This window comes from Puniceicoccaceae bacterium, assembly GCA_040224245.1.
Classification (GTDB): Bacteria; Verrucomicrobiota; Verrucomicrobiia; order Opitutales; family JAFGAQ01; genus JAKSBQ01.
Map to the genome: position 1 here is coordinate 31,466 of JBEGIR010000085.1, position 22,736 is coordinate 54,201.

20 protein-coding genes are annotated in these 22,736 nt (G+C 55.4%); 12 read left to right on the forward strand and 8 right to left on the reverse strand.

The window, feature by feature from the left end:
- Positions 1-215: 215 nt before the first annotated feature.
- On the forward strand, positions 216-668 hold the full coding sequence (locus ABQ298_14410; protein MEQ9825575.1) for a hypothetical protein: 453 nt from the start codon (positions 216-218) through the stop codon (positions 666-668).
- Between the two features lie 418 nt (positions 669-1,086).
- A complete protein-coding gene (locus ABQ298_14415) occupies positions 1,087-1,782 on the forward strand; it encodes an SDR family NAD(P)-dependent oxidoreductase (GenBank protein MEQ9825576.1) in 696 nt (231 codons plus the stop codon).
- 19 nt (positions 1,783-1,801) lie between these two features.
- Here ABQ298_14415 and maoP read toward each other — a convergent pair whose 3' ends face one another.
- Together maoP and ABQ298_14425 are read right to left on the reverse strand one after the other, a co-directional pair.
- On the reverse strand, positions 1,802-3,433 hold the full coding sequence (gene maoP / locus ABQ298_14420) for a DUF413 domain-containing protein (GenBank protein ID MEQ9825577.1): 1,632 nt from the start codon (positions 3,431-3,433) through the stop codon (positions 1,802-1,804).
- 5 nt (positions 3,434-3,438) lie between these two features.
- Complete coding sequence (locus tag ABQ298_14425) at positions 3,439-4,563, reverse strand: fatty acid desaturase (GenBank protein MEQ9825578.1); 1,125 nt, start codon at positions 4,561-4,563, stop codon at positions 3,439-3,441.
- A 338-nt stretch (positions 4,564-4,901) separates the two neighbouring features.
- Here ABQ298_14425 and ABQ298_14430 point away from each other — a divergent pair, with 338 nt between their 5' ends.
- Both ABQ298_14430 and ABQ298_14435 read left to right on the forward strand, forming a co-directional pair.
- Positions 4,902-6,230: a cytochrome ubiquinol oxidase subunit I gene (locus ABQ298_14430; GenBank protein MEQ9825579.1), complete on the forward strand. Its 1,329-nt coding sequence runs from the start codon at positions 4,902-4,904 to the stop codon at positions 6,228-6,230.
- Positions 6,227-7,237 carry a cytochrome d ubiquinol oxidase subunit II gene (locus tag ABQ298_14435; protein MEQ9825580.1) on the forward strand — a complete coding sequence of 337 codons (1,011 nt, stop codon included), beginning with the start codon at positions 6,227-6,229 and terminating at the stop codon, positions 7,235-7,237. Before ABQ298_14430 ends, ABQ298_14435 begins: the two co-directional genes overlap by 4 nt.
- Positions 7,238-7,314: 77 nt before the next feature.
- Here ABQ298_14435 and ABQ298_14440 read toward each other — a convergent pair whose 3' ends face one another.
- Positions 7,315-8,463: a cellulase family glycosylhydrolase gene (locus ABQ298_14440; protein MEQ9825581.1), complete on the reverse strand. Its 1,149-nt coding sequence runs from the start codon at positions 8,461-8,463 to the stop codon at positions 7,315-7,317.
- A 466-nt stretch (positions 8,464-8,929) separates the two neighbouring features.
- Between ABQ298_14440 and ABQ298_14445 the strand changes: the two genes are divergently transcribed.
- On the forward strand, positions 8,930-10,330 hold the full coding sequence (locus tag ABQ298_14445; GenBank protein MEQ9825582.1) for a Gfo/Idh/MocA family oxidoreductase: 1,401 nt from the start codon (positions 8,930-8,932) through the stop codon (positions 10,328-10,330).
- Here ABQ298_14445 and ABQ298_14450 read toward each other — a convergent pair.
- Positions 10,275-11,480 carry an alkaline phosphatase D family protein gene (locus tag ABQ298_14450; protein MEQ9825583.1) on the reverse strand — a complete coding sequence of 402 codons (1,206 nt, stop codon included), beginning with the start codon at positions 11,478-11,480 and terminating at the stop codon, positions 10,275-10,277. The two genes, ABQ298_14445 and ABQ298_14450, sit on opposite strands and share 56 nt — an antisense overlap.
- A gap of 437 nt (positions 11,481-11,917) precedes the next feature.
- Here ABQ298_14450 and cls point away from each other — a divergent pair, with 437 nt between their 5' ends.
- The 3 genes from cls to ABQ298_14465 all read left to right on the forward strand — a co-directional run bounded on the left by cls (position 11,918) and on the right by ABQ298_14465 (position 15,719).
- Positions 11,918-13,327 carry a cardiolipin synthase gene (cls, locus tag ABQ298_14455; GenBank protein ID MEQ9825584.1) on the forward strand — a complete coding sequence of 470 codons (1,410 nt, stop codon included), beginning with the start codon at positions 11,918-11,920 and terminating at the stop codon, positions 13,325-13,327.
- A gap of 468 nt (positions 13,328-13,795) precedes the next feature.
- Positions 13,796-15,259: a RimK family protein gene (locus ABQ298_14460; GenBank protein ID MEQ9825585.1), complete on the forward strand. Its 1,464-nt coding sequence runs from the start codon at positions 13,796-13,798 to the stop codon at positions 15,257-15,259.
- Positions 15,249-15,719 (forward strand): GNAT family N-acetyltransferase, encoded by a 471-nt coding sequence (locus ABQ298_14465; protein MEQ9825586.1) that lies wholly within the window; start codon positions 15,249-15,251, stop codon positions 15,717-15,719. The genes ABQ298_14460 and ABQ298_14465 overlap by 11 nt, the downstream gene beginning before the upstream one ends.
- 33 nt (positions 15,720-15,752) lie before the next feature.
- Here ABQ298_14465 and ABQ298_14470 read toward each other — a convergent pair whose 3' ends face one another.
- The 3 genes from ABQ298_14470 to ABQ298_14480 form a co-directional block, all read right to left on the reverse strand.
- The gene (locus ABQ298_14470; protein MEQ9825587.1) at positions 15,753-16,865 is read right to left on the reverse strand and encodes a Gfo/Idh/MocA family oxidoreductase; all 1,113 of its coding nucleotides are present in this window, start codon (positions 16,863-16,865) and stop codon (positions 15,753-15,755) included.
- Between the two features lie 124 nt (positions 16,866-16,989).
- The gene (gene panC, locus ABQ298_14475; protein MEQ9825588.1) at positions 16,990-17,832 is read right to left on the reverse strand and encodes a pantoate--beta-alanine ligase; all 843 of its coding nucleotides are present in this window, start codon (positions 17,830-17,832) and stop codon (positions 16,990-16,992) included.
- Between the two features lie 1,031 nt (positions 17,833-18,863).
- Positions 18,864-19,961: a methylated-DNA--[protein]-cysteine S-methyltransferase gene (locus ABQ298_14480; protein ID MEQ9825589.1), complete on the reverse strand. Its 1,098-nt coding sequence runs from the start codon at positions 19,959-19,961 to the stop codon at positions 18,864-18,866.
- A 497-nt stretch (positions 19,962-20,458) separates the two neighbouring features.
- Here ABQ298_14480 and ABQ298_14485 point away from each other — a divergent pair, with 497 nt between their 5' ends.
- Both ABQ298_14485 and ABQ298_14490 read left to right on the forward strand, forming a co-directional pair.
- On the forward strand, positions 20,459-20,731 hold the full coding sequence (locus tag ABQ298_14485; GenBank protein MEQ9825590.1) for a BrnT family toxin: 273 nt from the start codon (positions 20,459-20,461) through the stop codon (positions 20,729-20,731).
- On the forward strand, positions 20,728-21,054 hold the full coding sequence (locus ABQ298_14490; GenBank protein ID MEQ9825591.1) for a hypothetical protein: 327 nt from the start codon (positions 20,728-20,730) through the stop codon (positions 21,052-21,054). The genes ABQ298_14485 and ABQ298_14490 overlap by 4 nt, the downstream gene beginning before the upstream one ends.
- A 429-nt stretch (positions 21,055-21,483) precedes the next feature.
- Here the strand turns inward: ABQ298_14490 and ABQ298_14495 are convergent, their stop codons facing one another.
- Positions 21,484-22,017 carry a hypothetical protein gene (locus tag ABQ298_14495; protein ID MEQ9825592.1) on the reverse strand — a complete coding sequence of 178 codons (534 nt, stop codon included), beginning with the start codon at positions 22,015-22,017 and terminating at the stop codon, positions 21,484-21,486.
- Between the two features lie 140 nt (positions 22,018-22,157).
- On the opposite strand from ABQ298_14495, the gene ABQ298_14500 reads away from it, so the two are divergent.
- Both ABQ298_14500 and ABQ298_14505 read left to right on the forward strand, forming a co-directional pair.
- A complete protein-coding gene (locus tag ABQ298_14500; protein ID MEQ9825593.1) occupies positions 22,158-22,343 on the forward strand; it encodes a BrnT family toxin in 186 nt (61 codons plus the stop codon).
- Positions 22,333-22,614: a hypothetical protein gene (locus ABQ298_14505; protein MEQ9825594.1), complete on the forward strand. Its 282-nt coding sequence runs from the start codon at positions 22,333-22,335 to the stop codon at positions 22,612-22,614. Before ABQ298_14500 ends, ABQ298_14505 begins: the two co-directional genes overlap by 11 nt.
- The last annotated feature ends 122 nt before the right edge of the window (positions 22,615-22,736 follow it).

Genomic DNA, 22,736 nt, shown 5'->3' on the forward strand with positions numbered 1-22,736 from the left:
TTCATTTCCTTGAAGCTCGGTAGCAACCGCATCGCCAAAAAGAGTAGTGGCGCTGGCGACAGGCTGTGAGACCGGTAGCGTCACCACTACGGGCGGTTCCGCTTCGCCATGTTTGAACGCAAAATGCACAACGAGATTTTGAAATTGTCACGCTGCACAAATCCCCATAGAGTGAATGCACGACTTTTCCTCAACCCCATCTCCCCATTCTGCTTATGGTGCAAACCGACTCCAAATCCACTGAACGCGAAAGCCACCTGCGGCTGATTGTGATCTTCCACTACGTGCTTGGAGCCGTAGCGGGCATGTTTGCCATGTTCCCCATCCTTCATCTGTTGTTTGGTCTGATGATGCTGTTCTCCCCGGAATCGTTCGAAGGACAGGGAGAGGCTCCGCCCGCATTTCTGGGCTGGTTCTTTGTCGTCCTTGCCGGAGTCTTTATTGCCTTGGGTCTCGCATTTGCCGCCTGCGTGATCGCAGCAGGTCGCTGCATCCAGAAGCGCACACGCTATCTGTTCTGTCTCGTGATGGCGGGCGTTCAGTGCATGTTTGTTCCCTTTGGCACAGTCCTTGGCGTATTCACCATTCTACTCCTGATGAACGAGGACGTGAAGGCCATGTTCGCAAGCCATTCCAAGCCAACCGGATCGAATCTTTCGGTATCTTGATCTGAGGATTTCACAGAAGGAACATTCCTGTTTCGTCATTGCAGCTCTGCTGCACTCTTATCATCTGAGGAATTTGAGAAATCCGTGGTTCAAATTATTGAAGGGGAGTCGCCGTCAGCGGGTTATCATGCTTCATGAGAATCCCCCTACTCTTCTGTGCATTGACCTGGAGTGTGTGCATGCACGCACAACTGATGAAACCCCTCGCAATCGATGAACGGCACCCATGAATGGCAGGTTTGGAGAAAATGCCTGCATCGCTTCGCACCGCTGCTTTTCCGTGACGAACCCAAACCGCTGTTTCAATAGTCCGAAACATCCAGTTCTGCGATTCTTCATTGCTGACATCGCACTCAGTTGAATCTGAAAAACCCGAAGTGCAGTTGATTTTTCTCAATCGCGTTGCGAGGGTGTTTGCATGAAAACCCTTTTGATCACCGGGGCCAATCGCGGCATTGGACTGGCGCTGACCCGGGCGCTGCTGGAAAATGGCCACTCGGTCATGGGCACTTACCGTGACGCGGCCCGCTCGCAAACCCTGCTGGATCTAGCTGCCGAATCAAACCGACTGCACGCCCTTCAGGCTGATGTCACGCACGCCGGCGACCACACTCGACTGGCCGAGCAGATTGATTCACTGGGCGGACTCGACTGGGTCATTCACAATGCAGGAGTCGCCGCATGGGGGCCACTCGAAACCGAGAGCGAAGAACGCCTGCTCGACACCTTTCGGACCAATGTGGTTGCACCGCTCCTGCTAACGCGCGCATTACTGCCACTGCTGAGGCGAAGCCAGGACGCCAAGGTCTGGATGATTTCCTCCAAAATGGGTTCCATCACAGAGGCAAAACGCATCCCCGGCCCCAACTACGCCTACCCCATCAGCAAGGCTGCATTGAACATGGCAGGCGTGCAGCTCGCACGGGAACTTGCGCCCTTCAAGATTCCCGTTTTCCTGCAGACTCCGGGTTGGGTGCGCACCGACATGGGTGGGGAGAGCGCGGATTTGAGCGTGCAGCAGTGTGCCAGCGCGCTGCTCAAGCAGTTCCACTCACTCAGCTTCGCGGATTCCGGTTGTTTTCAGGAATTCGACGGCAGTCCTTTGCCGTTTTGAATGGAAGCGTTGCCGCAGCTCACTTCGCAAGCTCGGGAAAATCTTCTGTAAACTTTACCCATCCGGTCTCCGCTGGAGTCTGTGCTGGAACCTCAGGGTTCAAAGCCGCGAGAAATTGCTCCTGATGCGAACTCGCTGGCTCAACCTCGCCGTTGGCGAGCGCACGCAACAGGTAACCGAAGGTCTTCAGGATGTGCAGCTCGATTTCAGTATAACGACCCGGTTGTTGTTCAGAGTCCACCACAAACCCACCCTTCGAGATCAATTGCAGCTGCGGCTCAGGCAGAGGTGAGCGAATTACGGACAACCATTCATTCACCTGTTCCACTGCCACCGGATGGCTCAGTACTCCCGCATGGGAGGCGCGCATCCCGGTGATGGAAGAGTCCCCCGCCTGAATCAACGAACTGAGCTGACTGTCCACCGGAACCACACCGTCGCTTCCCTCCTGATTGGCCACATCCTCGTCTGTCAACGCACAGAAGAGCACCCGATGCTGCACCTGTCCACACAGCGATTTGCGGAACAAATTCTCAATGAAGGATGAGCCGGGAGCAAGGTCGCGCCAGGCGGGAACCACCAGCGGTGCCCGGGCGACTCCCACCGCAGCCGACTTTATTCCACCAAACGGAGAGGCGAGCGTCACAAACAACCCAACCTTGCGCTGCCCGTTTCGCTCCAGATGGAGATTCAGAGCATCGCGCACAATCAACCCACCCATGCTGTGGGCAACGATGACGCATGGGGTTTCGGATGGCGGGATGATCTGACCGGATAAAAAAATGTCGTAGAACAATTGACTCAATCGCCCCAGCTCCAATCCCGAGGGATAGTGGAAAAACCACGCTGCATAGCGATCTCGATCCAAGCGTTCCACCATCGACTCAAAATCCGCCGCCGTACCACCCATTCCATGCACAAAAATCACTGGCACTTTGTGAGGGCTGTCCTCCTCCAACGCATAAAACATCAAGGGAGCCATCTCCATGAAGGCAGAAGGATCATACATTCCGAGTTCGGACATGTATCGGGAGAAAATGGAATCGTCCAATGCGCGCAGGGTGCCCTCAGGGTAGAAGAGCGAACGTTCCAGCGAACGCGATTCAGCCGGGCCGTAGTCGACTGGAAAGGTGGATATTGTGATGCGTGTCTGCGGGTCACCCTCCAGATCCATGTTTGCGGCCACGCGACCGGGGTAGGTCTCTTCATCCAGTGAAAGGGTTGTGCTGCCGTCGATTTCATCGACCTGAAGCGTTCCATCACGATTTCGATCCGTCGCCATCACCAGATGATAGTTACCTTCCGGCAAATTCATCCCGTAGAAGGATCCGGAACGCCCCAGGCGGAACACATCCACAATCTCATCCGGCTGCAAGTCATTGGAAACCGCGAGAACCACAACCGGAGCTCCTGAATGATCAGCGGAATCACCCTCGATGCGTCCGTATACAAAAAACGTGGGTTCTTGCAGGATATGCTTTGCAGTCGCGAGCTTGGGTTCATGGCGGTGTGACTGCTCATAATCGCGTTGCGCCTTGACCTGTCCAAGGTAAGTACAGCCGCTTCCGAGCAAAACGCAAAGGCATGCGAGCAGTGCACCCCGCCGCCGGAACTCATCACAGGACGAATTCCTCCGAAAGACGGCAATCATCCCGTTCAGTGCGCGTGTTCGAGCTGATACTTGCGCCCGATCAACGCCGTAGTCTCCACCCAGGCCGACCAGGTTGAACGCAGTTGACGCTGGATCATGCGCATTTCCACCTGGATGAGCTTGCGTGTCTCCGCAGAAGCCGCCTTGCGCTTTTCCACAACCAGACGGCTCAAGCGTGAGGACTGCGTATTAAAAGTCTCATACAGATCGGAGAGCTTCTGGTGGAAAGCCGCAGCAGCGGGATCGGTGTGGTGGCGCAAGTGGTGCTCGAAGAAATCTGAAATCAGATGCAAATCCTTGCGCACAATGATCTTCTGCAAGCGTATGTTATCTACGCGTCGCAGGTTGCTTACCCATCCGAGTTTGGCTGCAGTCCAGATGATCCACTTGGTCGGATCAAAATGCCACCACTTCACGCCGTTGCGATAATCGTTGGCAAAAGTGTGGTGATAGTTGTGATAGCCCTCACCAAAGGTGAGCAGCGCAAGCACGGCGTTGTCCACCGCACTGAGTTCCTTGGCATAGGTGCGCGAACCCCAGGTGTGAGCAAGGGAGTTGATGAACCAGGTGCTGTGGTGGATGCAGAAAACGCGCAGCACAAACGAAAAATACAGGGCCGTCACGGGATGCATGAACAGGCACGCCAGACCGAGGACCGCCAGATTGACCACAATCGTCAGCAGCAGGAAGTGACGGTGCTGAAACATCACGCGTGGATTTTTGACAAGGTCGTCCACGACACTTTCGTCAATTTGCTGGCGGTAGTCGAGCAGCCAGAGAAAGTGCGCATACCAGAACCCTTTTTTGATGGAATAGGGGTCTTCATCCGTGTCCACATGCGTGTGGTGTTTGCGATGGTCGTAGGACCATCCCAGGGCAGACCATTGGAATGCAAGCGTTGCAAGGCACAACACAACGGCTTCAAAGATCGGATGCGCCTGATAGGTCTTATGGGAGAACAGACGGTGATACCCAACTGTGATTGAGAGTCCACCCAATAGGTTGGTAACGATGAAAAAGCCAACTCCCACCCATGAAAAATGCTGCACGACCCACGGCAGGAGTGCCAGCAGCAGGATGTGATAGGTCACCAAAAATGCCAATATGTCCCAGTTCTTAATGCGTTTCATTCCAATTCTACTTCCATTTCCAATACAGGGCAGTTGTGAGCGCTGGGCCATTTTTGATTCATCGCCTTTGATGCGCTCCACTCCTGCCTCGGAGAAACATTGCATTCACTTTTCCAAAATTACCAGCCCTAATGCCCAAAATCATTCCTTCTTATGATTCGCCGCGTAACTTGTCCTGTTTTGCATGAGCCATACTCAAGGTAGGAATGAACCCGCATCTCAACTGCGTGTGTCACACGCCTTGCATGCCCGCTCTTCAGTGCTATGCTGTGCGACGGAACCCGCGCAGCGTTTCCACTCGCGTTGCCAATCTGATGCCTACACCCTGACCCGCCGCCATGGACGCCTTCCTGCTCTCCCGCGTGCAATTTGCCGCCAACATCACGTTTCACATTCTCTTTCCCACGATCACCATCGCACTGGGCTGGATGCTGCTCTTCTTCAAACTGCGCTACCAGCGAACCCGTGACGACAAGTGGATGGAACTCTACTTCTTTTTCACCAAGGTCTTTGCGCTCACCTTCAGCCTCGGAGTGGTGAGCGGCGTCACGATGTCATTCCAGTTTGGCACCAACTGGCCGGGCTACATGAACACCGTCGGCAACATTGCCGGCCCCCTGCTCGCGTATGAAGTGCTCACGGCTTTTTTCCTGGAAGCCACCTTCCTGGGCATCATGCTCTTTGCGTTCCGCAAGGTGCCCAACTGGCTGCACACGCTCGCCACCCTGCTGGTCGCCAGCGGCACGACGCTCTCAGCCTTCTGGATCCTGGCACTGAACAGCTGGATGCACACCCCGAGCGGTTTCACCTTGATCGATGGGGTTGCCCATGCCACCAGCTGGTGGCAGGTCGTCTTCAACCCTTCCATGCCCTATCGGCTCACCCACACGCTGGTCGGCTCGGGGTTGACCGTCGCGTTTTTGATCGCAGGCCTGCTCGCCTATCGTTGGCTCCGGGGAGATGACCGCCCCGCCGTGCGAAGTGGATTGGCTTCAGCCTTGGTGCTCGCTGCCGTGCTCGCCCCATTGCAGGCCATTCTTGGAGACCTGCACGGTCTCAATACACGTGACCATCAACCCGCCAAACTGGCGGCCATGGAGGGACACTGGGAAAGCCATCACGGTGCACCGCTCGTGCTCTTCGCCCTGCCCGATGACGCCGAACGCCGAAATCATTTCGAAGTGGCAATTCCCAAACTGGGCAGCCTCATCGTCACACGCGATCCCAATGGTTTTGTCGAGGGCCTCGATGCACACGAGGGCAATCATCCCCGCGTGGCCCCGGTTTTCTGGAGCTTCCGCGTCATGGTCGGAATGGGACTGGTGATGATCGCGGTCGCATTTTGGGGAGTCTGGTGCCTGTGGCGTCGCGGCACCCAAACCCTGCCCCGTCGATTGCTGCAAGTGCTGGTAGCGCTCACTTTTTCCGGCTGGGTCGCCACCATTGCCGGTTGGTATGTGACCGAAATGGGTCGTCAACCCTGGCTGGTCACGGGCGTTTTGCTTGCGAAAGACGCTGCCGCTGACCTTCCTCCCGCCCACGTCGGACTCACACTCACGGCCTACCTCATCACTTATATCCTGCTGCTGCTCGCCTACATGGGTTCGCTCTTCTATCTGACTCACCACGAGATGCAAGCAACTGCAAAAGGAGGAACTCCAGCATGAACGAATGGATCACCACCGGGCAGTGGCTGCCCTTTGCCTTCGCGTTTCTGATCGGGCTTTCCATGCTGCTCTACGCCATACTCGACGGATACGACCTCGGCGTGGGCATGCTTTCTGCCCGGGTTGATCCGGAGCAGCGCGACCGCATGATCGCCTCCATTGGTCCGTTTTGGGATGCCAATGAAACCTGGCTTGTGCTCGGCGTGGGCCTGCTGCTCGTTGCTTTCCCTGCAGCTCATGGCATCGTGCTGCAGGCGCTCTACCTTCCCGTCACCCTCATGATTCTCGCCCTGGTCTTTCGCGGCGTGTCCTTTGACTTTCGGAAAAAAGTACCCGCCCACCGCAAGGCACTGTGGGATCGGGTCTTCTACTGGAGTTCACTGGTGGTCGCCCTGAGCCAGGGATACATGGTCGGACGCTTTGTCACCGGGTTTCAGTCTGGAGTAGCGGCCGAACTGTTTGCGCTCTTCTTTGGACTGCTGGTGGTCGCCGGATACGTGCTCATGGGCGCATCCTGGCTCATCCTCAAAACCGAAGGCGCATTGCAGGCGCGCGCGATCTGCTGGGCACGCCGTGCGATCTGGGTCATGGTGTTGGGCGCCATTCTCAGCAGCCTGGCCGCTGTGTTCACGGATACACGCATCTACGAGCGCATGTTTGCGATGCCCGAACTGACCCTGTTGCTTGTGATGCCGCTCATTTCGATTGCGTTAACCCTGCTGATGCACCAGATCTGCTCGATCCTTCCCCTTCCCGATGACCGGCTCGCCTGGCTGCCTCTCACCATCGCCGCCAGCATTTTTGCACTGGGATTCATCGGACTGGTCTACAGTTTTTATCCCTACATCATTCCCGGAGTGCTGCGCATCGAAGAGGCCGCTGCCGCACCAGAGTCGCTCTGGGTCATTTTAATCGGTGCGGTGCTGGTGCTGCCGTTCCTGATCGGTTACACCCTGATGGCCTACTACATCTTTCGCGGCAAAGCGAGTGACCTGCGCTACGACTGAGCGCAGTTGCATCACTCCTGCCCAACAGGCAAGCTCGGAAAAACACTGCCCGCCCAAGGCTCAGGCATCCACAAAACCTAGTAGCGCTGCATCAGGGTGAGCAGTTCCCGGTCAAGCTGGTGTCCATGCCAATCCTCGTAGTTCACATCGCTTCGCTTGGAATCAAGCACTCCAAAATCCCCTCGAAAATTCCACAGGGCAAATCCGATGTCGTGCTGCTTGAGCAGGGACAACACTTCTTCCATCCATGGTAAAAACACCTTGTGCGGAGTATAGCGGTAACAGCCAAACTCTCCGCAATGCACCCCGATGCCCTGCCGAACCAACTCGGCCCACGGGGCAAACTGGATTGCGAGTTCCTTCGCACCGGAGTACGATCCATCCTCATTCGCATACGGCCACTGCGGAACTGGCCAATCGGCATTCTCGCCCACCCACGTTGCCTTGTAATGCGTCAGGCGAAACGGATCGTAGGCGTGAAATGCCTGAGCAACCGGCTCATCAAGCAGATTCAACACCACCTCTCGCCCCACTCCCGTGCCATCGATGATCACGATGCGGTCAGGCGAGATGTCATGGATGATGCGCTGACCGCGCAGCATCACCCGTCGGTAATCCTGACGACTCATCTTCTCGCCCACGTTCGGAGCCTCGTTCACCAAATTAAAACTCAACTGTTCGCGGGAATACCCACGATAGCGGCGAGCCAGCAAGTCCCAGAAAAACGCAAAGGCGTCCTCAGCCTGCGCATCCTTGAAGAGATTAAATGGCTCCCGCTCCCACCCGTTGATGCAATATCCCGGCGCACGGTGCATGTTCACGGTCACGTGCAGTCCATACTGTGCGCAAAGCTCGACCGCACGGTCCATACGCTCAAGAGCGCGCTCATCAATATTGCGAATTTCATCGAGTGCCATGTGCCGGGTTTCACGCCAGGTTCCCTCTACAAAAAACCAGTAGTCAAAGGGCAGGCGCACATAATCAAAGCCCCAATCGCGAATCCACTGCAGATCACTTTCCTTCAACATCTGATCGCCATACTGGGAGTTTGACGAAAATGCGGAGAAAAACGCCATCAGGTTAAACCCACGCCAGCGCGGGATCGCGTTCTTCGCAGCAGGAGTTGCCGCAGTGGCAGCCTGAGTCGCCAAAGGCAGGCTGATGGTGGAAGCTGCCGTCGCAGCCAGACCCGCTTTCAAAAAATCACGGCGATTGGTCGGAATCATAGTGGGGTTTCCTCGGTTTGGGGTTAATGGGGATGCCACCAATCAACTGCTCGCAGACCTCCGGGTCAACGCAAGCAACTCGCAGAGTTGTTCATGTTATTGAACACTTCAATACCAGCCCGAGTGCCTATTCTGCGCTCTCACCCACCTCTATTCCATCGTAGCGGGAACTTCCAGCCCGCGCCTTCCATCCCCAAACCATCGTAGCGGGAGCTTCCAGCCCGCGCCTTCCATCCCCAAACCATCGTAGCGGGAGCTTCCAGCTCGCGCACCCACCGCGCGCCTTCATCCTCAGACGCACACACGGTGACACTTCCTGCTCGAATCACACCGTCCATTAATTCCAATTTGACAGCCAGCCGGAGTTTCGGAAGGTATCGCAACAGCGTGATGCGCATTGACACCCCCGCTTGATGCTGCATTCGCAAAAATCGACCCATACCAAACCCCAACAGTTACGCCCACTATGAACCCTGATCCATCACCCCGCGCCGTTGATCTGCCCTGGAGCCGACGTGAATTCATCAAAACCACTGGTCTCGCAGTCGGTGCCGCCTCAGTGCTTGGCGCGACCGGCACACTCAGTGCCGCACAGGGAACCTCACCCAAACCGGGCAGCAAGCTTCGCATTGCCATCGTCGGTGTCGGTGGACGTGGTGTGCATCACGTACGCGCCTACGCCAAAGAGCAGATCGTTGCATTTTGCGATGTGAATCGCAGCACCGAAAACACCACAGGACTCGGTTGGTACACCACGATCAAGGAGCCACTGGAGCGTTTTCCGGACGTACCACTGTTTGAGGACTACCGCGTGATGCTGCGCAAGATGGGGGATTCCATCGACGCGGTTTCCATCGCCACTCCCGACCACATGCATTTTCCCATCGCCAAGGCCTGTATCGAAGCGGGCAAACATGTGCTGGTGGAAAAACCGCTCACCCACACTGTCTGGGAAGCGCGCGAACTGCTGCGGCTGGCCCAGAAGCATGGGGTTGTCACGCAGATGGGCAATCAGGGCCACGCCAACGAGGGTACCCGCCTCGTGCGTGAATGGGTGCAGGCTGGAGTGCTCGGAGACATTCGCGAGGTTTTCCACTGGACCAACCGTCCCGTCTGGGAACAAGGACCTCGCCGCATCGACCACTCCAACGGTGCTCCCAAGATCCCCAAGGAACTCAATTGGAACCTCTGGCAGGGCGTTGCCAGGGAACAGGCCTATGATCCCGCTTATCTCCCCTTTGAGTGGCGCGGCTGGTGGGAATACGGCTGCGGCGCACTCGGCGACATGGCCTGCCATGTCATGGACTCTGCCTTCTGGGCGCTCGATCTCGGCTATCCGGAGACGATCGAAGCCAGCGCAACTTCCTTCAACGAATGGAGCGCTCCCAAGACCTCCCATGTCATTTATCAATTTCCGGCCCGGGGTTCCATGCCACCTGTCACGGTTCACTGGTTTGACGGCGACCTCAAACCACCCATTCCCGCACACGTGCCACGCGACTTCGATTTTGGAACCAGCGGCACATTTCTAGTGGGTTCCGAAATGACCGCCCACACCCCGGAATATTCGGAGAGTGTGCGTCTCTACCCGACAGAAAAATTCATGGAGGTGCGGCCAAAGCTGCCGCCCAAAACGATTCCCCGCATCAAGGATTCCAATCACTTTCAGGAGTTCATCGATGCCTGCAAGGGTGGACCGGCCTGCGGTTCACGCTTTGAATATTCCGCACCGTTCACCGAAACCGTGTTGCTGGGCAACATCGCGATCCGCGCAAAACAGCGCCTGCAATACGATGCTGAGCGAGCGCAATTCACCAACTCGGACTACGCAAACTCGCTGTTGACGAAGTCTTACCGTTCATTCTGAGGCAGGGATTACAGCGGACTCCACCGCTGTGGTGTCCGCAACCATTCACATGCACACCGGAGGCGACCCTCCGCACCCGCTTACCTGCATCAAGGGTTTGCACATACAGGGGAAACTGCAGCTCGCTGATCGGTTCACTTCCCTCGAGAAGGATCTGCACCGTTCCAACGCCTTCGGAGGGTCGCAGTGTGATCAGACCATAGTTGATCGCACCGCTGAACACCCCCACCCGCAGGGCATTGGGTTCATCTTTCAGTCCACCCGGTCGGTTTAATGCGCTTGAGGTCGCATCGATCAGTTGAGAACCATGCGATAACTCCAGCAGGGACAACTCCGAATGGTGGCGATCTCCCGAAATGACCAGAGCTTTGCCCGGACAGTTTGCATCAATCCAGTCGATCAGGCGCTGCCGCTCCCCGGGAAAATTGGCCCACTTCTCAAAAGCATGCTCGGCAGAGAGCAGCTGGATGCTGCTGCCGATAATGCAGAAATCAAATTCATCCCCGTTGAGCAGGGGTTGTAACCACTTCCACTGCGCCTCTCCGAGCAGGCTGCCTTCAGGGTCAGGCTGATACACCGCAAACGGTTCACCCTCACGCTGGATACGCTCGAGCGGACCACGAAAGGTTCGTGTGTCCAAAAGGATGAAGCGGAGCCGAAATCCATCGCCTACCACACGATCCACGTGGTGGTAGATGCCTTCCCGCGTAAAGATTTCATGTGTTTCCGGAAGATCCAGAAAGCGCGCAAATTCCAACTTGCTGGCCTCTTTCATCGCATATTCCCGACCGCCGTCATTCAGACCGTAGTCATGGTCATCCCAGGTGCCGAGCACCTCGGCGCGCTGCCGCAGCGCCTGGTAGCCGGGTTGCGCCTTGTTGCGCTCGTATTTCTCACGCATCACCGACATGTCTTCCGTGTCTCCGTAGATGTTGTCACCAAGCCAGACCCAGAACTGCGGCTCCTGCAGGAGGATGTCGTCCCAGAGGGGTTGCGGTAGATCCTGATGATTGCAGGAACCAAAGGCGATGCGGATGGAATCGTCCGAACCTTGCTCATCCGCACTTACTAGTGACCCTGCCCCAAGCAGCGCCATCGCCAACCCATTGACCACACCCCATCGCACCCACTCAAACCAAATTTTGTTCATACTCCCAAGCAAACCAAAGCGTTGGGTTTGGCAAAACCGAATGCTCCATCTCACGAAATTGTAACCTTTATTGGATTTTCTTCTTTCGGCGTGCCAGATACGCGCCCAACTCCTCTGCCCCGCTCTCGCACGAGCGGAATTTGGTAAAATTCCGGGCATTGCAGTGGAAGTATACCCGTTCCGCCATTCGCACCTGCACGCGGTCCGAATTTTTCCAAATTCGGCTACAAAGTCCATGCGTTGCGAGTGATCCTCACGAACTATCCGGATTACGTAGACGACTCCGATATGAGACCCTATCCCATACAAAGGGGATGCGGCTGTTTTCCCTACCCCATGCGTGTCCACTTTGCACGAAGCAGGTTGAACAAATCTGCGATTTGCTTCAGGCTGCAATACCAAACGATGCCCTGCGCTCGTCGTTGTTTCTCTCTACCATGATCCTGCAATTACTTCTGGGAATCGTTACCCTGCTCAGTTGGCTGAGCATTTTTCATGTCCTGCAGTCAGACCGCAAACCCGAGGTGACCATTGGCTGGGTGCTCGCGCTGTTCTTCATCACCCCGCTCGCACTGCCAGCTTACTGGGTCTTCGGATTTCGTCGCTATCGCGGATACACGCAAACCCTGCGACGCACCATTGCGATCAATCAAGACTACGTGCAAGGGTTTTTTGACAATCTTTCCCGCCACAGGGAGGAAGACTGCCCCGCATTTGATGGCCTGCAATCCCTGACCCCCTTCCCGCTGACACGCGACAACCACATCGAACTGCTCATCGATGGTCCGGCGACCTATCAGGCCATCTTTCATGCCATCAGCCAGGCCAAGCACTACGTCCTGGTGCAGTATTTCATCATCGAAACCGGCGAAACCGGCGATGCCTTTTTTGAATTGCTGCTGCAAAAGGCGCGAGAAGGCGTGAAGGTCTACCTGCTGCATGATTATTTTGGCAGTCGTCACATGCACCATCGATATGTGCAGAAATGCGAAGCTGCAGGGATTCGCATGCGCCCGTTTCGCAGCCCGCGCATCCATCGTTCGCTCTACCACATCAACTTTCGCAACCATCGCAAAATCGTGGTCGTCGATGGCCAATATGCATTCACGGGTGGACTGAATATCGGTGATAAATACCTGGGACGCAGTGCAGGTCTGCGGCACTGGCGCGACACCCATCTCAAACTCACAGGCCCTGTCGCATTCGAACTGCAGGCCTCCTTCATTTCGGACTGGCTCTGGACTACCGGAAACCTCATCAAGGACTTGAGCTGGAGCCGACAGGACCCCACTCCGCTTGGAACACAAACTGCCGCCATTTTTCCCACAGGCCCGGCAGATGCGCGCCCAGTCTGCATCCTCAAGCTGGTTGCACTGATCCAGGAGGCACGCGAACGCCTGTGGATTGCCACACCCTACCTGATCCCCGATGAAGCCATCATGGTGGCGCTCGAAGCCGCCGTGCGCCGCGGAGTGGAGGTGCGCATCCTCACGACAGGAGCCGTCGACCACTACATTGTATTTGCCGCAGGCTGGTACTATGCGGAACAATTGCGCCGGGCTGGCGTGCGCATCTATCGCTACAACGACGGATTCATGCACCAAAAGGTTTTGCTGGTCGACCAAAAGCTCGCGTCCGTAGGCACGGTCAATCTCGATCCACGAAGCTACAGCCTCAACTTCGAAGTCTCTCTGATCAGTCCCGACTCCCAAACCATCAGGCGCGTCGAAGCCATGCTTACCGAAGATTTTGAATCCGCGACCGAAAATCTCTGGGAATGGAAGGAAATTGGCGCCGTGCGTCGCACCACTGCCCGCTTCCTGCGTCTGTTCTCTCCCCTGATCTAAGGTGATCGGATTCCGACACTCGCCTGGTGTCGAGGGCATATACTGCGAAACCGAATTTTTCCAAATTCGGCTACAGGAGGGGAAATTGAACGACAGGAGGGGAAATTGAACGACAGGAAGGGAATTCAGCTACGGGAGGGGCATTCCGGCTATGGGAGGGGCATTCCGGCTATGGGAGGGGTAATTGGGCTACCAGAAGGCAGGAAACGCTACAATAATCAACCAGGCTGATAATCTACACACTGCCTGATAGGAGAATTTGGAAAAATTCCGCATTTGGCCTGCGTTCCTCGACCCACCTTCCCAAGATCTTCCCAACGCAGAAAAACAGGCGAATTTCGCAAATGGACCACAAGCTTGCGCTTTCATTGGGATTCCCGTCAGCTGCAAACTGCCCATGGAAAAAGAATAGACTTTGAGCCTGAGTTCCGCACAATGCGAAACCTTCTTCACCTTACCTGAAATTTCATGCAAAAATCCCTGATCGTCGTTGATGATCTCAAGCTCTGGAGGCCCTACTATCCATCCGAGATGGTCGTCAGTTTCCGGGATTACCTCGAACTCAAGGGGGAAACCCTTCAACAGACCCAGCGCGTCATCAACCTGTGCAACTGCGGAAAATACCTCGGCCAGGGCTACTATTGCTCCCTGCTCGCCGAGGCGCGCGGACATCGCGTCATGCCCACCGTAAACGCGATCAACGACCTGCGCTCCCGCCAACTGTATCTGATCGCGCTGGGCGAACTGAAGGATCTGCGCCTGCCCGCCCCCCAACCCCAGGGTGATGCCACCATTGCCTTCAAAATCTATTTTGGCACCTGCGGCATCGAATCCCTGCGCACGCTCAGTCGCCGCATGTTCGAGCGCGTTAATTTTCCCATCCTCGAAGCGGTGCTGCAATACCGTGACGGATGGAATCTGCGCAGTCTGAACGCCATCGCACTCGATGAACTCTCGGATACGGAGCAGAGCGAATTTGCGGAAGCCCTGGAGCGCTACAGTCAGGGCATCTGGCGAAAGGGTCGCCAACCCAAACATGCGCGCTGGCAGATGGCGATTCTGGTCAATCCCGAGGAAAAAATGCCGCCGTCAGATCCCGCAGCGATCAAGCGCTTTGTCAAGGCCGGCGCGAAGCTCGGTATCGAGGCCGAACTGATCTCCCCGAAGGACATGAACCGCCTCAGCGAGTTCGACGCGCTCTTCATCCGCGAGACCACCGAAATCAATCACCACACCTATCGCTTCGCACGCCGGGCACAGCTGGAAGGCCTCGTTGTGATCGACGACCCCATTTCCATCCTGCGTTGCTGCAACAAGGTCTATCTGACCGACGCCTTCAAACGCAGTCGGGTGCCCACGCTCGCCAGTCGCATCATCCAATCCAAGGATCGCAAGGTAGTCGAGAGCCTGGAACAGGACTTTAGCTATCCGATCATCCTGAAAATCCCCAACGGCTCCTTCTCCAGGGGCGTGTGCAAGGTGAAAAACCGCAGCGAACTCAAGGCGACGCTCAAGGAATTGTTCCAGCAGAGCGCGCTGCTGCTCGCCCAGGAGTATCTTTACACTGAGTTCGACTGGCGTGTCGGTGTGCTCAACCACAAACCGCTCTACGCCAATCGCTACTACATGGCCAAGGACCACTGGCAAATCTATGAGCATGGAAACGGTGCAGTGAAATCCGGCGCATGGGACTCCCTTCCCACGTTTGAGGTGCCCAAGGTCGTGCTCGATGCTGCCGTTCGCGCCGCCAATCTGATCGGTGACGGGTTATACGGCATTGATCTCAAACAGAGCGGCAACAGTGCCTATGTGATTGAGGTTAATGATAACCCGAGCATCGACCATGAGGTCGAAGATGCCTACATCGGGGATGAACTCTACATGCAGATCATGGGAGAGTTTGCACGTCGTCTCGAAACCCGTGGAAAATAATCACCAGAGGGATGCCTGCTCGGTGCGGGATGCCACGCCGGACGATCTGTCAGCCATCCTCGACATCGAGGCCCACAGTTTCAGAGGGGATCGCTTTTCACGGCGCCAATTCCGTTACCTGATGCAACGCGCGTTGGCATCCTTCGTGGTGGCAGTTGTCGACAGACAGGTGCGTGCCTATGCCATCCTCTTCACGCCCAGGCGCCATGCCGTAGCCCGACTCTACTCTGTTGCGGTGCACCCGGATGCCCAGGGCAAGGGTCTGGGCAAACACTTGCTGCTCCACCACCTGAAACTCGCTGCCGATCTGGGTTATCCGCGCCTGAGACTGGAGGTACGGCAGGATAATCACACCGCAATCGCGCTCTACGAGAAGCTGGGATTTCGGTGGTTTACGGACAAGCCCGACTATTACGAAGATGGTTGCGCCGCAAGCTGCTATGAAATACAGCTCGATTGAGCACCGCTCCACACGGCGTCGGCTCAGTGTGCATTACCCCAACATCACCTTTCGACCGGTACGGATCGATTCATGGATCGCATCGATAATGCGCGCATCCTGCAATCCCTCATGTGCTCCGACTTTTGACGGCGTGCCCTCGATCACACAGCGCGCAAAGTCCTCCATCTGCAGGCGCTGCTGGTTGACCTGGGGGAAATTGAAATCCCCTCGCGAGGTGCGGCACGCTTGGCCCGAGTAGGCGGTTGCGGGTTCGAAATTGATCCAACCATCCCTGCACCCTACAAACAGGCGGTCAATGCGCGCATTCGGTCCCGTGTAGCAGCTCGCGAGCGTGCCATCCTCCCACTCCAACTGCCAGGTGTACATTTCGGGAAATTCCGAAAAATACTCGGGGCGCTTCGTGCTGGCCTGTGCCGTGACCGCAATCGGTTCACTGCCCTTGGCATGGCGCACGTTCTGGATCGGATACACACCCAAATTGTAAAGGGAGCCACCACCCATCGATTTTTTCAGCTTCCAGCTGCCAAGTTGTGGTGTGTAGGAATACCCCAGTGCCGATTCCAGGTAGTTAACTGGCCCCATCTCTCCGCTTTGTGAGAGTCGCTTCATTTCGATGAAATAGGGATCATACGGCATGCGATACCCGACCGCCAGCAGGCGACGGTTTTCCTCGGCCACCGCGATCATCTGCTCACATTCCGCCGCCGTCAGCCCCATGGGTTTTTCGCAGATCACATGCTTTCCAGCGCGCAGTGCGCGGATCGAATACTCCGCATGCATGCTGTTCGGCAGCACGACGTAGACGACATCGATCTCATCATTGTCCACGATGGTATCAAAATTCTCGTAGTTGTAGATATTGCGCTGCGCGATGTCATACTCCCGCGCCCATCGCTCCGCCTTGGCCGGAGTTCCCGTCACGATGCCTGCGAGATAGCAGTTGTGGGTTTCTTTCAACGACGGCCCCAGTTGCCCCGTGCTGTAGCTCCCCAGTCCGACCAGTGCAAATCCCAGTTTGCGGCGGTTTGCAGCGGCAATGGCAGTCAGCGGGGCCATGGAGCTGGCAAGCACGGTGGCTCCCGCAAATCCCACTGCGGTTTTGAGAAATCGGCGACGGTTGGGCAGTGTGGCATCTGGATTCATGGTCGTGTGAAATGGGCGGTTTGTGTCCCGCCAAACCTAAGCGCGCCCGCCGAAGCTTCAAGCAGGCGAGGCACAATTCACATCCAAAAAGCAGTGTGACGACACGCCGTACGGTCGATCAGACTCACACTTCGAGGTTGTCAATCAGCCGGGTTTTCCCGACAAATACCGCACCCGCCAGCAACAGGGTTCCGGGAATAGCTTCTGTTGCAGGTTGCAGTGTGTGGCGATCCACAATCTCCAAATAATCCACCCGCAGCAAGGGTTCACTGGCCAACAGCTCGCGCATGTGTTCCAGCACAGCGGCAACCGAGCACTCCCCTGCCTCAATGCGTGCACGTCCCCGTTGCAGGGCCTGCTGCAGAAGCGGCGCGACCACGCGCTGTTCCGCCGTGAGGTAGGCGTTGCGCGAACTCATCGCCAGTCCGTCAGCTTCCCGCTCGGTCGCTCGCCTCACGATGCGCAGCGGCATGTTGAGTTCGCGCACCATCTTTTCAATCAGGGTGACCTGCTGGGCATCCTTTTGCCCAAAGACCGCAACGTCGCAGCGCGTGAGATTGAATAACTTGCAGCACACCGTGAGCACTCCCTTGAAATGACCCGGACGACTCGCACCGCACAGTCCAAGGCTGGCGGATTCTTCCATCACATAGGTCGAGTGGTCGGAGGCATACATGTCGCCTGAGGTAGGACAAAACACCAAATCCACCCCTCGCGCATCTGCAAGTTTCAAGTCCCGCTCAAGATCGCGTGGATAAGCATCCAAATCCTCTGTCGGACCAAACTGGGTCGGGTTCACAAAGATGGTGAGAATGACGACATCCCCGTGCTCACGGGCCACATCCACCAACCCCAAGTGCCCCTCATGCAAATACCCCATGGTCGGCACCAGCGCAATGCGCTTGCCAGCACCGCGATACTCCTCCACTGCGGTTTTCAACTCCTCCAGACTGCGAGCAACCTTCATCCCCAAACCCTACGCCCACACACCCCAAAATCAATCGGGAAAATCCAGATTCCTGGGGCCTACCCCATCCCAAAAATAGGAGTCCCGATACCTCGAGAGAAACCATCTAATGTTCGGCCTGATGGATCAAGGGTTCGCTACTAACGCAAGTTCCAATTGGATTCCTCTGAAATTTCCAATTCTGAACCAACCGAAACACAGATTCTTCGCCATCAGCGATTTCCCTATCTTGCGTAGGACTCCCGCTCGCCGGAAGCCGCACGAACCACCACGCCCTCCCCAAGCGATCAGATCCCCCGTTGCGAAATTTGGAAAAATTTCGACCCCCTGGGCACTCGAATACCTCAACGGTTCGACCTCTCCCAGCAACAGGTTCAAGAACCACCCACAAAAAACCTGTTGCGCTCAGCACATCCTGTTGGACTGGCCCCGCCAGTCCATCCAGTGAAGCACAGCGAAACGATGTTCCAACTCACAGCAGCCAATCAGCCTTGCCAGGCAAAACCGATATTGAAAGAACCATACCCAGACATTTACTAACCACAAGGTGTCAACTTTTGATCAGGACGAGAGACCTGTCCCATAACCTATCGCCTATAACCACCCAAGCTAACACCGTTCGTCCTACGGACTCTCTTGATCCGGCTTCGCCGGAGCAGGATACACGTCGTCCCTCCGTGTAACAGGTTCAAAAACAATCTTTTTTGTTCCGTAGCGGAATTTGGAAAAATTTCGACCCCCTGGACACTCGAAAACCTCATCGGTTCGACCTTTCCCAGTAACAGGTTCAAGAACCACTCACAAAAACCTGTTGCGCGCAGCGCATCCTGTTGGACTGGCCTCACCAGTCCATCCAGTGAAGCGCAGCGAAACGATGTTCCAACTTCCAGCAGTGCGTCAGCCTTCGCCATCAATCTGGATCCTGAACTTGTGAAAGACATAGGGGTGCTCTGGCCCTCTGGCCTGAGCACATCAGATCTCTGAATTTGCCATCCCACCATCCGTCATTCGCCTTTTGCAGCTCCGCTGCATCAGACAGGCATTTGCAGTTGTCCGGAGGGGTCGGAGCTGCCCTCAAGTTTGAGCAGGAACTGCTTGCGCCAGAGTCCACCGCCGTAGCCAGTGAGGCTGCCGTCTTTGCCGATGACGCGATGACAGGGGATGAGGATGGAGATGCGGTTGTCACCGTTCGCTCGCGCGACGGCACGGATGGCAGCCAGGTTGCCGATTGCAGCAGCCTGTTCCTGATAGGAGCGGGTCTGCCCATAGGGGATGGTGAGCAATTCCTTCCACACTTGCTCCTGGAAGGGAGTTCCCGCCAGCTGCAGAGGAATGTCAAAATTCTTCCGCTTGCCCTCAAAATAGGCTGCCAGTTGCTCCGACAGCTGATCCAGAAGCGGATGTTCCCCAGGCAAAAACTCCGCTCCGATGGCCTTGCGTAGGCGCAGGATCTGTGTCTGCAGCATGCGTCGGTCGGTGAACTCCAGCAGGCAGATGCCTTCGTCGGTCGCGCCACACAGGAGCGGTCCGAGCGGCGAAAGAATGCGGGTGACGGTCACCAGACTGCGGCTGCCACTCTGGGATGGCTTGAAGCCAGTGATGTTGCGAAAGGCCTCATTAAAGGCACTCAGCGAATCAAATCCATTGTCGTATGCAGTGTGAATCACAGGATCCTTGTGTCGAATTTGCCCAAAAGCGCGGTTGATGCGAAGGCAGCGCAGGTAGGCTTGAAAGGTCATGCCATGCTGAGTCTTAAACCAACGCCGAACCCGCACCGGGTCAAGGCCACGGTGACGCAGATCCGCATCCCGATAGATTCCGCCAGGTTCGGCACGGATCGCTTCCAGCAACTCCCGAATCCAGCTCGGTGTGCTGCCCAGTGGCTCCATCGGGTGACAGCGGCGACACGAGCGGTAACCATGGGCAAGCGCTTCTCGCGCAGTGGCAAAATACTCCACATGCTGACGCAGTGGTTTGCGGGCACTGCACGAGGGTCGGCAGAAGATGCCAGTGGTTTTGATCGCAGCCACAAAGATGCCCTCATACCGGCTATCCTTGTCCAGTAGGGCCTGGTACATTTCTGCTTCCGGTGGCAAACGGGAATCCTCCATCGATACGGTGCCTTTCATGGTGCCGATGATGCCAGCTGGACAAAAGATGCGCCACCGGAAATTGAACATCGAATTCCGATTTTCATCACCTATCCCCCATCACCACCCAACCCAACATTGTTCTCGTCGAATTTTCTCTCATGGCAACTTCCCTATCTTGCGTAGGACTCCCGCTCGCCGGAAGCCACCGTCCCAACCCGCCATGCCCTTACCCAAGCGATCAGATCCCCCATAGCGGAATTTGGAAAAATTTCGAACCCTGGACACTCGAATACCTCAACGGTCCGACCTTTCCCAGTAACAGGTTAAAGAACCACCCACAAAAAACCTGTTGCGTGCAGCGCATCCTCTCCCTCTTCATCTGAGAAATCTAAGTCATTTGCTTCGCACCCAACAAGTAGGGTTTGAATGCCGCTTCGCTCTGAAGTGGTTCAAAATCTTTCTTTTATAACATCACAGAGCAACAAAACGCGGAGGGCTGTTGACATTCGGCACACAGTAAGCAAATTTGGGGCATGTATGACTGGTCGGATGAAAAAGATCAGATCCTAAAACAAAAGAGAGGTATTGGTTTTGAGGATATCGTCTTCCATCTCGACCAAGGTGACCTGATTGCGGTTTCGGAACATCCAAATAAGGAAAAATACCCTGATCAGAGGGTCATGTATGTTCGGGTAGACGATTACATTTACTTGGTTCCCTTTGTGCAATCAGGGAGGAAAATGTTCCTGAAGACCATCATACCGAGCAGAAAAGCAACGAAGAAATATCTGGAGGAGACAAGATGAACTACGACGATTTTGAAAAAGAATTGCTTGAACATGAAGATGAAATCCTGGCAAACGCTAGAACGCCTACGGATCAGGAAAAAGATCGATTCCGAGAGGCGGCCCGCCATACCTTGAATAAAGACAAAAGGATCAATATTCGGATTTCATCACGAGATCTCGGCTCTCTGCAGCGCAGGGCGAATCGCTACGGAATGCCGTATCAAACCCTGATTACAAGCATCCTGCATCGTTACATCTCCGGCGAAATCAAGGAAGTTGGAATCGAACAAGATGCGACGAGGAATTCCGAATCAATTCGGGATTCATCATCCTCGAACTAGTGTCCCATCACCCATCAACCCAACCCCGTTCTCGTAGCATCTTCTCTCATGGCAACTTCCTTATCTTACGTAGGACTCCCGTCGCCGTGAGCCGCCGCTCCAACCCGCCACGCCTCTCCCCAAGCGATCAGATCCCCCATAGCGGAATTTGGAAAAATTTCGAACCCTGGACACTCGAAAACCTCAACGGTTCCACCTTTCCCAGCAGTAGGTTAAAGAACCACCCACAAAAAACTGTTGCGTGCAGCGCATCCTGCTGGGCTGGCACCGCCAAAGTCCCCAATTTTCAGGGAAACAGAATCTCCATCCGAGAAAGGCGAAGGATCACATCCCTTCATGAGAAATGCGGGCTAGGGGTGACGCCAGGAAAGCTTTGTTAATAGGTTCTGGTTGATCTCGGCTTTAGATCAGCAGTGCCTGGTGGCATCCTTACTGTCCGTTTGCGGCACGCAGGTCAGCAATCTCGCGTCGCAGTGTTTCCACCTTCCGGTAAAGCTCCAGCGCCTTGTCGTCAAAGACCCATTTTGATTCGTTTGCTGCCTCCATCGCTTGAATGTAGGTCTTCTCTAAGTCGACGAGTTCCGGAACTTCTTTTGCAAGGGTACCGAGTTCACTCATTGCAGCGTTAATTTTCTTTTGGATTTCTGCTTTTTGTGCGTAATCCCCGGACTGAATGGCAGTTGCGAGTTTCTCCTGCAGTTCATCGATCACTGCATTTTTTGCGGCGAGTGCTGGGTGCGCGCGCTTTGCCTGATGAAACTCAATCCCCAAGTTTTCGGCCTTTTTTTTCAGCTCATCCGAAGGTTCTGCCGCCTCCATGTCTTTTGTGTAGTCTTTGAAGGATTTGTCCGCTGCCTGCCACTTATAGTAAAGTTCGCGATACTCCGTAGCGTAGTCTGCGCTAAGCACGGTTGTAGCAACGGCAAAAATGAGTGCAAAGATGTTTCGAGAGATCGTTTTCATGCGTTGAGTTTTGATACAGCAAAGAGATGCTGAATCATGGATTGTCAACCCCACGGCATGAACCGACGACATCGGTAACACTTTTTACAAACTCGGCGGATGGCCTGGAGCGAACCGGCAGCACACACTGAGGTGGTCGGATGTTTTGGAAAGATTCAAAGGCAATCGGTTTTCCAGCGAATTCAGAAAGTGAGCCTAGATTTGCGATTATTCGAAAAATTTCCAGCAAGTTTTGGGTTGGCTTTTACACCCTCAGAGAAGGAAAAATAAGAATTATCTCGGTTAGGCGAGCGAGGAAGGGAGAGAAGATACTCTATGAAGGCTGAAGATTTAGATAAAATTTTTGATGACGGCGAAGTGGACATGACTGAGCAGGGTATCGATGGCTCCCTTCACACTGGGCCGGTCAATGGCAACGCCATAGGTTTTGTAAACAGGTTCAAGAACATGAAAAAACCTGTTGCGCGCAGCGCATCCTGTTGGCTGGCCCCCAGTCCATCCAGTGAAGCGCAGCGAAACGATGTTCCAACTCCAGCAACCAATCAGCCTTGCCAGGCAAGACCAATATTGAAAGAACCATACCCAGACATTCACTAACCATAAGGTGTCAACTTTTGATCAGGACGAGAAAAACCTATCGCCCATAACCTATAACCACCCAAGCTAACACCGTTCGTCCTAAAGGACTCTTTTGATCCGGCTTCGCCGGAGCAGGATAC

Coding starts and splice junctions, on each gene's coding strand:
- ABQ298_14430 (MEQ9825579.1), top strand. CDS start 4,902: ATGGACGCCTTCCTGCTCTCCCGCGTGCAATTTGCCGCCAACATCACG.
- ABQ298_14425 (MEQ9825578.1), bottom strand. CDS start 4,563: ATGAAACGCATTAAGAACTGGGACATATTGGCATTTTTGGTGACCTAT.
- ABQ298_14440 (MEQ9825581.1), bottom strand. CDS start 8,463: ATGATTCCGACCAATCGCCGTGATTTTTTGAAAGCGGGTCTGGCTGCG.
- panC (MEQ9825588.1), bottom strand. CDS start 17,832: ATGAAGGTTGCTCGCAGTCTGGAGGAGTTGAAAACCGCAGTGGAGGAG.
- ABQ298_14435 (MEQ9825580.1), top strand. CDS start 6,227: ATGAACGAATGGATCACCACCGGGCAGTGGCTGCCCTTTGCCTTCGCG.
- ABQ298_14490 (MEQ9825591.1), top strand. CDS start 20,728: ATGAACTACGACGATTTTGAAAAAGAATTGCTTGAACATGAAGATGAA.
- maoP (MEQ9825577.1), bottom strand. CDS start 3,433: ATGATTGCCGTCTTTCGGAGGAATTCGTCCTGTGATGAGTTCCGGCGG.
- ABQ298_14415 (MEQ9825576.1), top strand. CDS start 1,087: ATGAAAACCCTTTTGATCACCGGGGCCAATCGCGGCATTGGACTGGCG.
- ABQ298_14470 (MEQ9825587.1), bottom strand. CDS start 16,865: ATGAATCCAGATGCCACACTGCCCAACCGTCGCCGATTTCTCAAAACC.
- ABQ298_14450 (MEQ9825583.1), bottom strand. CDS start 11,480: ATGAACAAAATTTGGTTTGAGTGGGTGCGATGGGGTGTGGTCAATGGG.
- ABQ298_14505 (MEQ9825594.1), top strand. CDS start 22,333: ATGAAGGCTGAAGATTTAGATAAAATTTTTGATGACGGCGAAGTGGAC.
- ABQ298_14500 (MEQ9825593.1), top strand. CDS start 22,158: ATGTTTTGGAAAGATTCAAAGGCAATCGGTTTTCCAGCGAATTCAGAA.
- cls (MEQ9825584.1), top strand. CDS start 11,918: ATGATCCTGCAATTACTTCTGGGAATCGTTACCCTGCTCAGTTGGCTG.
- ABQ298_14480 (MEQ9825589.1), bottom strand. CDS start 19,961: ATGAAAGGCACCGTATCGATGGAGGATTCCCGTTTGCCACCGGAAGCA.
- ABQ298_14410 (MEQ9825575.1), top strand. CDS start 216: ATGGTGCAAACCGACTCCAAATCCACTGAACGCGAAAGCCACCTGCGG.
- ABQ298_14485 (MEQ9825590.1), top strand. CDS start 20,459: ATGTATGACTGGTCGGATGAAAAAGATCAGATCCTAAAACAAAAGAGA.
- ABQ298_14460 (MEQ9825585.1), top strand. CDS start 13,796: ATGCAAAAATCCCTGATCGTCGTTGATGATCTCAAGCTCTGGAGGCCC.
- ABQ298_14445 (MEQ9825582.1), top strand. CDS start 8,930: ATGAACCCTGATCCATCACCCCGCGCCGTTGATCTGCCCTGGAGCCGA.
- ABQ298_14495 (MEQ9825592.1), bottom strand. CDS start 22,017: ATGAAAACGATCTCTCGAAACATCTTTGCACTCATTTTTGCCGTTGCT.